Source organism: Micromonospora sp. NPDC047557 (assembly GCF_043205095.1).
Classification (GTDB): domain Bacteria; phylum Actinomycetota; class Actinomycetes; order Mycobacteriales; family Micromonosporaceae; genus Micromonospora.
Genome location: NZ_JBIDDK010000001.1, coordinates 1162580 through 1174440, shown reverse-complemented (window position 1 = coordinate 1174440; position 11861 = coordinate 1162580). Strand labels below are relative to the sequence as shown.

General features: G+C 72.9%; 13 protein-coding genes. 11 read left to right on the top strand and 2 right to left on the bottom strand.

Annotated elements, in window-relative coordinates; translation table 11 throughout:
- Positions 1-2 precede the first annotated feature (2 nt).
- The gene (locus tag ACGGAQ_RS05435; RefSeq protein ID WP_393044837.1) at positions 3-1280 is read left to right on the top strand and encodes an MFS transporter; all 1278 of its coding nucleotides are present in this window, start codon (positions 3-5) and stop codon (positions 1278-1280) included.
- A gap of 13 nt (positions 1281-1293) precedes the next feature.
- On the opposite strand, the gene ACGGAQ_RS05430 is transcribed toward ACGGAQ_RS05435, so the two are convergent.
- On the bottom strand, positions 1294-1650 hold the full coding sequence (locus tag ACGGAQ_RS05430; RefSeq protein ID WP_007454464.1) for an STAS domain-containing protein: 357 nt from the start codon (positions 1648-1650) through the stop codon (positions 1294-1296).
- Positions 1651-1815: 165 nt separating this feature from the next.
- Here ACGGAQ_RS05430 and ACGGAQ_RS05425 point away from each other — a divergent pair, with 165 nt between their 5' ends.
- From ACGGAQ_RS05425 to ACGGAQ_RS05400, 6 genes are read left to right on the top strand one after another with little or no spacing between them, the layout of a single operon-like run.
- The gene (locus ACGGAQ_RS05425; protein ID WP_393044835.1) at positions 1816-2676 is read left to right on the top strand and encodes an STAS domain-containing protein; all 861 of its coding nucleotides are present in this window, start codon (positions 1816-1818) and stop codon (positions 2674-2676) included.
- Positions 2676-3086, top strand: coding sequence for an STAS domain-containing protein (locus tag ACGGAQ_RS05420; RefSeq protein WP_354853715.1), 411 nt, complete (start codon positions 2676-2678; stop codon positions 3084-3086). Before ACGGAQ_RS05425 ends, ACGGAQ_RS05420 begins: the two co-directional genes overlap by 1 nt.
- Entirely contained in the window at positions 3083-3502 is a 420-nt protein-coding gene (locus ACGGAQ_RS05415; protein ID WP_393044833.1) for an anti-sigma regulatory factor, read from the top strand. The genes ACGGAQ_RS05420 and ACGGAQ_RS05415 overlap by 4 nt, the downstream gene beginning before the upstream one ends.
- Complete coding sequence (locus ACGGAQ_RS05410) at positions 3499-4506, top strand: SpoIIE family protein phosphatase (RefSeq protein WP_393045686.1); 1008 nt, start codon at positions 3499-3501, stop codon at positions 4504-4506. The genes ACGGAQ_RS05415 and ACGGAQ_RS05410 overlap by 4 nt, the downstream gene beginning before the upstream one ends.
- Positions 4503-5864 (top strand): sensor histidine kinase, encoded by a 1362-nt coding sequence (locus tag ACGGAQ_RS05405; RefSeq protein ID WP_393044831.1) that lies wholly within the window; start codon positions 4503-4505, stop codon positions 5862-5864. The genes ACGGAQ_RS05410 and ACGGAQ_RS05405 overlap by 4 nt, the downstream gene beginning before the upstream one ends.
- Positions 5865-5866: 2 nt before the next feature.
- Complete coding sequence (locus tag ACGGAQ_RS05400) at positions 5867-7405, top strand: SpoIIE family protein phosphatase (protein ID WP_393045684.1); 1539 nt, start codon at positions 5867-5869, stop codon at positions 7403-7405.
- Positions 7406-7476: 71 nt separating this feature from the next.
- Here the strand turns inward: ACGGAQ_RS05400 and ACGGAQ_RS05395 are convergent, their stop codons facing one another.
- Positions 7477-8292, bottom strand: a complete 816-nt coding sequence (locus ACGGAQ_RS05395) for a DUF6597 domain-containing transcriptional factor (protein WP_393044829.1) — start codon at positions 8290-8292, stop codon at positions 7477-7479.
- Positions 8293-8323: 31 nt separating this feature from the next.
- Between ACGGAQ_RS05395 and ACGGAQ_RS05390 the strand changes: the two genes are divergently transcribed.
- From ACGGAQ_RS05390 to ACGGAQ_RS05375, 4 genes are all read left to right on the top strand, one after another.
- Positions 8324-8914: a TIGR03086 family metal-binding protein gene (locus ACGGAQ_RS05390; RefSeq protein ID WP_393044827.1), complete on the top strand. Its 591-nt coding sequence runs from the start codon at positions 8324-8326 to the stop codon at positions 8912-8914.
- A gap of 160 nt (positions 8915-9074) precedes the next feature.
- Entirely contained in the window at positions 9075-9611 is a 537-nt protein-coding gene (locus tag ACGGAQ_RS05385; RefSeq protein WP_355134196.1) for a PadR family transcriptional regulator, read from the top strand.
- Positions 9608-10309, top strand: a complete 702-nt coding sequence (locus tag ACGGAQ_RS05380) for an ABC transporter ATP-binding protein (protein ID WP_393044825.1) — start codon at positions 9608-9610, stop codon at positions 10307-10309. The genes ACGGAQ_RS05385 and ACGGAQ_RS05380 overlap by 4 nt, the downstream gene beginning before the upstream one ends.
- The gene (locus ACGGAQ_RS05375) at positions 10306-11829 is read left to right on the top strand and encodes an FtsX-like permease family protein (protein WP_393044823.1); all 1524 of its coding nucleotides are present in this window, start codon (positions 10306-10308) and stop codon (positions 11827-11829) included. Before ACGGAQ_RS05380 ends, ACGGAQ_RS05375 begins: the two co-directional genes overlap by 4 nt.
- Positions 11830-11861 lie beyond the last annotated feature (32 nt).

Sequence of the window (11861 nt, the reverse complement as noted above, 5' to 3'; positions counted from 1 at the left end):
TCATGACCCCGCCACCCACCGCCGCCCCGGCCCCGCCCGCTCCCGCCGCCGTCGACATCCGCCCGACGCGGGACCCCGGGCGCCGGCGGACGCACCCGGCGACCGGTGGCGCGCTCGTGCTGGTCGGGATGCTGCTGGTCGCGCTCAACCTGCGCGCCGCCGTCACCAGCCTCGGCGCCCTGCTCGACGAGATCCGCGACGGGCTGGGGCTCTCCGGCACCATGGCCGGTCTGGTCACCACCCTGCCGACCATCGCGTTCGCCGGCCTCGGCGCGCTCACCCCGTGGCTGGTCCGCCGGGTGGCGCCGGCCCGGGTGCTGGTGGTCGCCATGATCGCCCTGGCCGCCGGTCAGGTGCTCCGGGCGGTCACCGACTCGGCCTGGATCTTCGTGCTCACCAGCGCGCTGGCCCTGGCCGGCATCGCGGTCGCCAACATCCTGCTGCCGATGCTCGTCAAGCAGCACTTCGGCCACCGGACCGGCCTCGTCACCGGGGCGTACACCATGTCGTTGACCCTGGGCACGACGGTGGCCGCGGCCAGCGCGGTGCCGATCGCGCACGCCTTCGGCTCCTGGCGGGCCGGGCTGGGCGTCTGGGCCGTGCTGGCCGCGGTGGCCGTACTCCCGTGGGTGCCGCTGGCGCTGCGGACCCGGGCGGGCGCGCGGCGCGCGACCCCGACGGCGGCCGTCCCCGCGCCGACGCGGGTCCGGCCGGCGCGGACCCGGCTGGGCTGGGCCATGGCGGTCTACTTCGGGGCGCAGTCGCTCAGCGGGTACGCGATCATGGGCTGGCTGGCCCAGCTCTTCCGCGATGCCGGCTACCGGCCGGAGTCGGCCGGGCTGCTGCTCGCCGGGGTGACCGCGCTCGGCGTGCCGATCGCGCTGCTGATGCCCACCCTCGCCGGTCGGCTCGCCACCCTGCGTCCGCTGGTGCTCGGCCTGACCGTCGCCTCGGCGCTGGCCTACCTGGGGCTGGCACTGGCCCCGCACGGCGCCGCGCTGCTCTGGGTGGCCCTGCTGGCGATCGGACAGGGCGCGTTCCCGATGATCCTCACCACGATCGGCCTGCGCGCGCGCACCGCCGAGGGCACCGTCGCGCTCTCCGCGTTCGCGCAGAGCACCGGGTACGTGATCGCCGCCCTCGGCCCGCTGATGGTCGGCATCCTCTACGAGGTCACCGGCGGCTGGACGGCGCCGATCGGGTTCCTGCTGGCCGCACTCGCCGTGCAGACGACTGCGGGCATGGCGATCGCCCGTCCCCGCTACGTCGAGGACGAGTAGGTCGCGACAGCGATCAGGAGGACGCCGGGGTGGGTTCGCCGGCGACGGCCTCATCCACCGTCGGGTAGGTGTGCAGCACCTCGACGAGCCCGCTCACCTCGAGGATGCGCAGCACCCCGCGCTGCGGAGCGGCCAACCGCACCACACCGCCGGCCTCGTCACAGCTGTTCTTGGCGCGAACGAACACCGACAGACCGGTCGAGTCGCAGAACGAGACGTCCGCCAGGTCGAACACCAGCCGGTTACGGCCCTTGTCGAGCAGGTCGGTGATCTGATCCTGCAACTGAGGTGCGGTTGCCATGTCCAGTTCGCCCGCGACCGACACGACGACCACGTCGCCGCGTTGTTCCGTGTGCACCGTCAGGGACATTCGCCAGACCTCCTGTTATCGGGGGAACGGTATCCCACGATCGTCATCCGACGCAGGACGGGAGCCGGCATCCGGTGGCCATCATCATTCCATTGCTACGGAGCAAGTAGTTGCGCAGACCCCGGTGATAGAGTCCGGCCGGTCCAGGTCGAGGGGGGTTTCACGATGGCGTTGAACGCCGAGGAAAGTGGTCGGCTCGCCGCGCTGCTGGGCGAGCATGCCGAGCAGGTCACGCAGCGGTGGACCGACATCGTTGCCAGCTCGCTGCGGGGTCGGCTGAGTCACGCCGAGCTGCGCCGGCAGGTCGAGGACCTGCACGGTGCCATCGTCGGCGCCGGTGAGCAGGGCACGATCGACCTGTCCGCCGAGCACGCCGCGGAACTGCGCGCCACGCTGTCCGAGCTGTCCCGGGGCAGGGCCCGACAGGGCTTCTCCGCCACCGAGACGACGATCAGCGTCTTCGCGCTCAAGGACGTGCTGGCCGACCTGGTGCAGGAGTCCGGCGGCGCCAACGCGCTGCACGACTACGTCGCCTTCTCCAAGCTGGTCGACGAGCTGGGCCTGTTCACCTTCGAGAGCTTCGTGCGCACCCGCGAGAGCCTGATCGCCGACCAGGCCGAGCAGCTGCTCGAACTCTCCACCCCGGTGGTCAAGCTCTGGGAGGGCGTGGTCGCCGTCCCGCTGGTCGGCACCCTGGACTCGGCCCGCGCCCAGGTGGTCATGGAGCGGCTGCTGCAGACCCTGGTCGACACCGGCTCCCCGTACGCGATCATCGACATCACCGGCGTCCCCGCCGTGGACACCCAGGTCGCCCAGCACATCCTGAAGACCGTGGTGGCCGCCCGGCTGATGGGCGCCGACTGCATCATCTCCGGCATCCGTCCGCAGATCGCGCAGACCATCGTGGCGCTCGGCATCGAGTTCGGCGACATCGCCACCAAGGCGAGCCTGGCCGACGCGCTGCGGCACGTGCTGCGGCTCAACGGGGTGGAGACCGCCCGTCGCCAGCCACGCCGGGACGTCTGATGGAGCGCGTACCGATCCTCAAGATCGGTGACATCCTGCTCGTCTCGATCCAGCTCGACATGTCCGACCAGACGGCGGTCCAGCTCCAGGACGACCTCGCCGAGCGGATCGTGGCCACCGGCTGCCACGGCGTCATCATCGACATCACGGCGCTGGACATCGTCGACTCGTTCGTCGGGCGGATGCTCTCCACCATCGCGTCGATCTCCAAGGTCCTCGACGCCGAGACGGTGGTGGTCGGCATGCGACCCGCCGTCGCCATCACCCTTGTCGAACTGGGGCTGTCGCTGAACGGCATCCGTACCGCGCTGAACGTCGAACGCGGCATGGAGCTGATCGCGGCGGCCCGCGCCGACGAGCTCGACCTCCAGCTCGACGACGATCCGGACGCCGAGACGGCCACGCCGTGACCACGGGCGTCGACCTGGGCCAGCCGCAGGCGCAGTCGGTCCGCAGCGATGAGGACGTGGTCCGCGTCCGGCAACTGGTCCGCACGGTGGCGGTCGCCGTCAAGCTGTCGCTCGTCGACCAGACCAAGGTGGTCACCGCAGCGAGCGAGCTGGCCCGCAACACCCTGGTGTACGGCGGCGGCGGCACCGTGGAGGTGACGATCGTGGACAACGGTCGTCGCAAGGGCGTCCGGATCATCTTCGCCGACTCCGGCCCCGGCATTGCCGACCTCGACATGGCCCTGACCGACGGCTACACCACCGGCGGCGGCCTCGGCCTCGGGCTCAGCGGGTCCCGGCGGCTGGTCGACGAGTTCGAGATCGAGACGTCGGCGGAGACCGGCACGCGCATCACGGTGACCAAGTGGTCGCGGTGAACGGGGACCCGGTCACCGACAGCGGCATCTGGTTCCGGGTGGAGGCCGGCAGCACCGCCAGCGCCGTACGACGCGCCGCGGAACGCCTCGGCGAGCAGATCGAGATGGGTGCGGCGCGCATCGCCGACCTGGCCATCGTCGCCGCCGAGCTGACCAGCAACCTCGTCAAGCACGCCGACAACGGTGTCCTGCTGCTCCGGCCGGTCCGCCGCGCCGGGCAGGCCGGCGTGGAGCTGGTGGCCATCGACTCCGGGCCCGGCATGGCCGACCTCGCCGTCTCGTCCCGCGACGGGCACTCCACCACCGGCACGCTCGGCATCGGCCTGGGCGCCATCGTCCGGCAGGCGAGCTGGTTCGACGCGTACTCCCTGCCCGGTCGGGGCACCGTCCTCGCCGTGCAGGTCTGGCCGGCCGAACCGGCCCATCCGTCCTGGGCCGGCGCCCTCGCCCGGCCCATTCCCGGCGAGACGGTCAGCGGCGACGGGTACGCCGTCCGGATCGCCGACGGCCGGCACCAGGTGCTGGTCAGCGACGGGCTGGGGCACGGGCCGCTGGCCGCCGCCGCCACCGAGGCGGCGCTCGCGGCCTTCCGCGACGCCCCGGCCAGCCCACCGGCAGCGGTGGTCAGTCACCTGCATCGGAGCATGTCGCACACCCGCGGCGCCGCGCTCGCGGTCGCCGAGCTGGCGGCCGGCGTGCTGCACTACGCCGGGCTGGGCAACATCAGCGGCGTGATCGTCGAGGGCGACGGCCAGCGCCGAGGGCTGGTGTCGCTGCCCGGCATCGCCGGGCACCAGCGGCCGACGGTCCGGGGCTACGACTACCCGTTCGGACCGGGCGCCCGGCTGGTGATGCACAGCGACGGCGTGGCCGACCGCTGGCGGTTGACCGACTACCCGGGCCTCGCCGAACGATCCCCGCTGGTGATGGCGGCGACCCTGCTGCGCGACGCCGGCGTCCGACGCGACGACGCCTGCGTTCTGGTCGCGAGGTCGTGGGCATGAGCGCGGAGCCGGCCGCGCCGCCGCTGCTGCAGATGGCGCTGCGGGTCGAGCAGGACATCTTCGTCATCCGCCAGCGTGGCCGCGAGGTGGCCAACGTGGTGGGCCTCGAACACCAGGACCAGGTCCGAATCGCCACCGCGCTCAGCGAGGTCGCCCGGGACCTGCTGCGTACGACCGGCGGCGCGGACGTCACGTTCCACGTCGACGCGGGATCCGACGGCCGGTTCCACCTCCGCGCCGACCTGGCCCCGGTGGCCCCGCTGCCCGACGGCCGGTACGAGCCGCAGTCGGGTGCGGTCTCCCGACTGGTCGACACACTGAGCGTGTCGACCGTCGAGGGGGTTACGGTCGTACGGATGTCCCGAAGAGTCCCGGCCAACGCGCCGACACCAACTCCGGAGCGGCTGGCCGAGTTCCGTGCGGAACTTGGCCGCACCGCCCCGGCCAGCGCGCTGGATGAGCTGACCGTGCAGAACGGCCAGCTCATCGCGGCACTCGACGAGGTACGCAGCCAGCGCGACGAGCTGGCCGTGCTGAACGAGGAGCTGGCCGAGACCAACCGCGGCGTGCTGGCGCTCTACAACCAGCTCACCGAGGAGTTGGAGGAGACCAACCGGGGGGTGGTCGCTCTCTACGCCGAGCTGGACGAGAAGTCGGCCCAACTGCGCGCCGCGAGCGAGTCGAAGAGCCGCTTCCTGGCCAACGTGAGCCACGAGCTGCGCGCCCCGGTCACCGCGATCATGGGGTTGGGGCGTCTGCTCGCCGACTCAGCCTCCGACCCGCTCACCGCCGAACAGGCCCGCCAGGTGGGTCTCATCCGCTCGTCGGCGGAGGACCTGCTCGGGCTGGTCAACGAACTGCTGGATCTCGCCAAGGCGGAGTCGGGCCGGATCGAGCCGGACTGGGCGGACGTGGATCTGCGCCCGGTCTTCGGCCAACTGCGCGGCACCATGCGGGCGCTGGCCACCCGGCCGGAGGTGGAGCTCACCGTGGAGGAGCCGACTGCGCCGGCCGTGCTCCGCACCGACGAGGTGCTGCTCGGCCAGGTGCTGCGCAACCTGCTGCACAACGGGTTGAAGTTCACCGAGCGTGGTGAGGTGCGCCTGCGCGTCCGGCACCGCGACGACAGGTGGAACTTCGAGGTCAGTGACACCGGCCCGGGCATCGCCCCCGAGATGCACGATCGGATCTTCGAGGAGTTCTACCAGGTGCCGGGGGCGACCCGGGTCGGCGGCACCGGCCTCGGCCTGCCGTACGCCCGGCGGCTGGTGACCCTGCTCGGGGGCACGCTGGAGCTGACCAGCGAGCCGGGCCGGGGCAGCACATTCACCGTCTCCCTGCCCACCGGCGGAGCGTGACGGTGGACGGCGGCCCGGCGACCGTCCTGGTGGTCGACGACAGTCGGACCAAGCGTTACCTGCTGGTCAGTTGGCTGACCCGGGCCGGGTACACAGTCCTCGAAGCGGAGAGCGGCACCGAGGCGCTGGCCCGGGTCGAGACGGACCGGATCGACCTGGTGGTGCTCGACGTCCGGCTGCCCGACCTGAGCGGCTACGAGGTGTGCGAGCGGATCAAGGCGGCGCACCCGGTGATGCCGGTGATCCACGTCTCCGCGCACGCGGTGGACGTCGCCGACCGCGCCCAGGGACTGACCCGGGGAGCGGACGCGTACCTGGCCGAGCCGATCGAGCCCGAGGAGCTGATCGCCACCACCCGGGCGGTCCTGCGGTACTACCAGGCCCGCAAGCGTGCCGAACTGCTCGCCGAGCGGCTGCTCGGCCTCGCCGACACCACCGTCGCGGTGCACGCCGCGTCGACCTTCACGCGGCTGCTCGAGGTCGCCGCGGAGGGGGCCGCGGAGATCTTCAAGAGCCCCGCCGCCGTGATCGCCGAGACGTTCGACGGTGACTGCCTCGCCGGTATCTGCGCCGGCCCCGGCGCCGAAGCCGCCATCGTGCCCTGGGTCGTCGACGACACCGGGGTGCCCACGGGGGCCACGGTCAAGGTGGAGGCCCCGGCGAACTGGGGGCTGCTCACCTGGCCGGCGGACGACTCGGTGACCGTGGCCGCGGCTCGGCTGCGCGAGGACCGGGCGCCGCTGTACGTGGTGGTCCCCACCGCCACCCAGACCGCCCGCACGCCGGTGCTCGTGCAGCTCGCCCAGGCCGTGGCGGCGGCGGTCGAGGCCCAGCGCTCCTTCGACGAGGAGCACCGCATCGCCGTCACCCTGCAGCGCAGCCTGCTCCCGCGCAGCCTGCCCACGGTGACCGGCCTGGATTTCGCGGTGCGCTACGAGCCCGCCAGCGCGCAGACCGAGGTGGGCGGCGACTTCTACGAGCTGGTGATGCTCGACGGGCACCTCCTGCTGGCGATCGGCGACGTGGCCGGCCACTCGCTGCACGCGGCCACCGTGATGGCCGAGCTGCGGCACGCGGTGCGGGCGTACGCCGTCGAGGGGCACCAACCCGGCGAGATCCTGCACCGGGTCAACGAGCTGATGCGGACCCTGCTGCCGAACGAACTGGCCACGCTCTGCGTCCTGCTGCTGCACCCGCCGACCGGGCGGGTGCGGCTGGCCAGCGCCGGTCACCTGCCCCCGCTGCTGCACCAGAACGGCAAGGTCGAGTTCGTGCAGCACTCGGCGCCGCTGCTCGGCGTCCGCGCGCCCCGACCGGCCGACCTGGAGTTCGTCCTGCCGGCCGGCGCCACGCTGGTGTTCTACACCGACGGGTTGATCGAGCGCCGGGACGCCACCATCGACGAGGGCCTGGCCGCGCTCGCCGCGGTCGCCGCCACCGTGGACGACAACCTGGACGACTTCTGCGCCCGACTACTGGTGGAGCTGGCCCCATCCAAGATCCAGGACGACGTCGCCGTGGTCGTCGTGCGCCGTCGCTGAGCGCGGCGGCACCGCAGGGCTGCTCGGTGGTCGCTGCGCCGTGGGTGCTGCCCGGTGGTCGCGCGTGCGGCTCAGTGCACCGAGCGGGCGTACGCGGCGGGTGACACTCCGGCGACGGCGGTGAAGTCGCGGACCAGGTGGGCCTGGTCGCTGTAGCCGAGGGTGGCGGCGAGGCCCGCCCAGTCGAGCGGAGCCCCGGCGGCCCGCTCGACGGCTTCCTGGAGGCGGTAGCGGCGGATCACCCACTTCGGGCCGACCCCCACGCATTCGGTGAAGAGCCGCTGTAGCCGGCGGACCGGAACGTCGTGCCGCGCGGCGAACTCGTCGACGCGCAGCACCGTCCGGTCGGCGCGGATGGACTCGGCCAGCCGAACGGCCTCCGCTGCGGCCGGGTCCGGGTCGGGCGCCCACGCGATGAGCGCCGCGTCGAGCGCGCGACAGCGGTCGTTGTCGCTGCCCGCGCAGACGGGATGGGCGGGACGGGTCAGCCGGCCGGCGGGCAGTGGCAGTCGACGTCCGGTCAACTCGGCCACCGACCGACGCCAGAACGGGTGGAAACCACCGGGGCGGAACTGGATCCCGCAGACCCGGCCGGTGCCGGTGAGCGTGATCCGGAACAGGTCGCGGCCGACGCCGGCCACCTCGCCGGCCTCCGCGGCGTCGCCGTCGCGGTCACGCGCACCATCGCTGCGGAACACCACGTTCACCGCCGGGTGCGGCACGACCCGTTGCTCGAACGGCGCGCTCAACGTCCAGTCGATCAACCAGTAGTGCTCGACCCACTCGCGCAGCGGTTCGGCCGGCAGGTGCCGCCGGAAGCGGACCTCGCGCAGCAACCGAGCCGGGTCGAGAATCCCCCGGCTGTCGCCGCGCGGTCGCTGTCGCATTTCTTCAAGACCACCCTCATACGCTGGCCGTATGGCCACTCAGACTAGCGATCTGCTGGCGGCTGCCGCGCCGCGAACCGTCGACGTGGTACGCGGCATCGCCGACGACCAGCTCGACCTGCCCACTCCGTGCCGCGACTACGTGGTCCGTGATCTGCTCAACCACCTGTTCGAGGTGGTGGTGAACTTCCAGGACCTGGCCGAGAAGAGGCCGGTGGAGTGGGCCGAGAAACCCGACCACCTGGACGACGGCTGGCGGGACCGGTTCGCGGTCGAGACCGACCGCCTGATCGTCGCCTGGTCGGACCCGTCCACGCTGGAGGGCGTCTCGCCGGGCATGGGGCTGCCGCAGACCGTCGTCGGCGGCATGGCCCTGCTGGACCTGATCGTGCACGGCTGGGATCTCGCCGTGGCGACCGGCCAGCCCTACCAGCCCGCCCCGGAGGCGGTGACCGAGCTGCACGCCCTGGTCGAGCAGTTGGGCCCGACCGCCCGCAAGATGGGTGTCTTCGCCGACCCCACCCCAACCCCACCCACCTCCACAACGGCCTCCGGCAGCGCCGACCTGGACCACCTCCTGACCCAGACCGGCCGAACCCCCACCTGGCCCCAAACCCCCTAACCCCACTCCCACCCCCACCCCTTCGCCCCGGTGATCAAGAGGTTTGCGTCATCAGCGGGGCGAAATCTGACCCAAACCTCTTGATCACCAGCAGTCAGGGCCGAGGGCTGGGGGAGGGGGGTGGTTGACTTGGGTATTCGCTGGGTGAATAGTGGGCCGGGTGTCCACGCCGCATGTGCTGCTCGGGTTGCTCGCTGGGGGCAGCCGGCACGGGTATGAGCTCAAGCGTGCGCATGACCAGCGGTTGCCGCGGGCTCGGCCGTTGGCGTTCGGGCAGGTCTACGCCACCCTCGGCCGCCTGGAACGGGACGGTCTGGTGGCCACCGCGGGTCAGGACCGCGCCTCCGGGCCGGACCGCACGACGTACGCGCTTACCGACGAGGGCCGCTCCACGCTGGATCGCTGGCTGTCCACCGTGGAACCACCGATGCCGTACGTGGCCAGCACGCTCTTCGCCAAGGTCGTGGTGGCGCTGCTGGTCGCCGACGTCGACCGGGCGCGGTCGTACCTGGTGGCCCAGCGCGCCGCGCACACCGCACGGCTGCGGGAGCTGACGGCGGTCAAGACCGACCCGGCCGCCACCCTCAACGACGTGGTCGCGGCCGACTTCGCGATCGCCCATCTCGACGCGGACCTGCGGTGGCTGCACACCACCCTGGGCCGGGTCGCCGACTGGCACCGGGAGGTGCACGCGTGACGCAACTCCAGGCTCGCGGCGTGGTTCGGGCGTACGGTCCGACGCCCGCGCTGCGCGGTGTGACGCTCGACGTGGCCGAGGGCGAGATCGTCGCGGTCACCGGTCCGAGTGGCTGCGGCAAGTCGACCCTGCTGCACTGCCTGGCCGGGATCCTCCGGCCCGACGCGGGCGAGGTCACCTGGCGCGGCCACCGGATCGACACCTGGTCGGAGGCGGCCCGGTCCCGGCTGCGGCGCACCGAGTTCGGCGTGCTGTTCCAGTTCGGCCAGCTGGTCGCCGAGCTGACCGCGGCCGAGAACGTGGCCCTGCCCCTGCTCCTCGCCGGCACGGGGCGGCGAGAGGCACGGACGGCGGCCCTCACCTGGCTGGAACGGTTCGGGGTGGCCGACCTGGCCGACCTCCGGCCGGGTGAGATGTCCGGCGGTCAGCAGCAGCGGTGCGCCACGGCTCGGGCGCTGGTCACCGAGCCGCGGGTGCTCTTCGCCGATGAGCCGACCGGCGCGCTGGACACGCTCACCGGCGAGCAGGTGCTCACCCAGCTGGTTCGGCTCGCCCGCGAGCAAGGCACGTCCGTCGTGCTGGTCACGCACGAGCCCCGGATCGCCGCGTACGCCGATCGGGAGATCGTGCTGCGCGACGGCCTGGTGGACCACACCGGTCTGGGGCTCGACGTGCCGTTGGCGGGCGGCCCCCGGTGAGGCCGGCGACGCTGGTGCGGCTCGCGCTGGCCGGCAACCGGACCGACACCGCGCGGGTGGTGCTGACCGCGCTCAGTGCCCTGCTGGCGACGCTGGCCGGGCTGGCGGCGCTCACCGTGCTGGCCATCCCGAAACCGCCCGGCAACGCCCGGGCGGAGTCCGAGCAGTACCGCAACGCGCTGCTGAGTGAGCCGGGACTGCGCGGGGGGACGGCGTTCGCGCTGCTGATGTTGGCCGTTCCGGTGCTGGCGCTGGCCGGCCAGTGTGCCCGGCTCGGGGCGCCGGCCCGGGACCGGCGACTCGCGGCGCTCCGGCTGGCCGGCGCCACGCCCGGTCAGGTCACCCGCCTGGCGGTGCTGGAGACCGGCCTGGCCAGCCTGCTCGGCACCCTCGCCGGGCTGGGCGTCTACCTGGCCGGCCGTGCGCTGCTGCACCGCCCGGACGAGCAGGGTCGGCTGGCCCTGCCCACCGACGTGCTGCCGTCGGTCGGCGCGCTGGTCGCGGTGGTGCTGGGTCTGCCGGTGATCGCGGCGCTGGCCACCGCCCTGATGCTGCGCACGGTCACGACCAGCCCGCTCGGGGTCAGTCGCAAGGCCGCCCGCGAGCGGGGTCCGCGCCCCTGGGCCGGGCTGCTGATCGGCCTGGGCCTGGCCTCCTTCGTCGCTGTACGCCCGCTGGTGTACCGGTTCGACGGGAACGACGCGGTTCTGGGCTGGCTGGTGCCGCTGTTGTTCCTGGCGGGTGGGCTCACCGCGATGATCGGGGTGGTCATCGGCACCGGCTGGATCTCGCACACCTGCGGACGGTTGCTGCACCGGCACGCCCGCGGTGCGTCGGCGCTGCTCGCGGCGGGCCGGCTGATGGCCGACCCGTGGGCGGGCAGCCGGACGTTCGCCGCGTTGCTGGCCGCCGTGATCTTCGGTGCCGGCGCGGCGGCACAGCGCGCCTACTTCGTCGCACAGGACGAGGTGGAACGGGAGCAGAACCGGCTCGCCGGGGTGGACGCGGGCACCAACCCCTTCTATCTGTCGACGATGGATCTGGTCGACGCCGCGGTGGCCGTGGCGGTGCTGATCGCGGCGGGCGGCCTGATCGTCGCGCTGGTCGAGGGGATCGTCGCCCGCCGACGGGCCTACGCCGCGCTGGTCGCCACCGGCGTGCCCCGCAGCACGCTCAGCGCATCGGTGGCCTGGCAGGCGCTCACCCCGGCCGTGCCGGCGATCCTGCTGGCGCTCACCGTGGGCTTGCTGCTCGGCCGAGGGCTCTTCCAGAGCATCACCACGAGCGGGTCGTCGATCGAGGTCTGCGACGCCGGCGCGGCGCTCTGCGACGATCCGGCCACCCGCAGCCAGTACACGCGGATCGTGCAGACCGCCGGGGTGGAGAAAGCGATCGCCGTACCCCTGGAACAGCTGGCCTGGCTCGGCGCCGGCGCCCTGGCGGCGGTGCTGGTGACGGTCGGCGTCGGCCTGCTCTTCCTGCGGGTGAGCACGGCGGTGGACGAGCTGCGGACGGCCTGACCGACGAGGTGTGGCCGGCGCGGGGTCGGCCG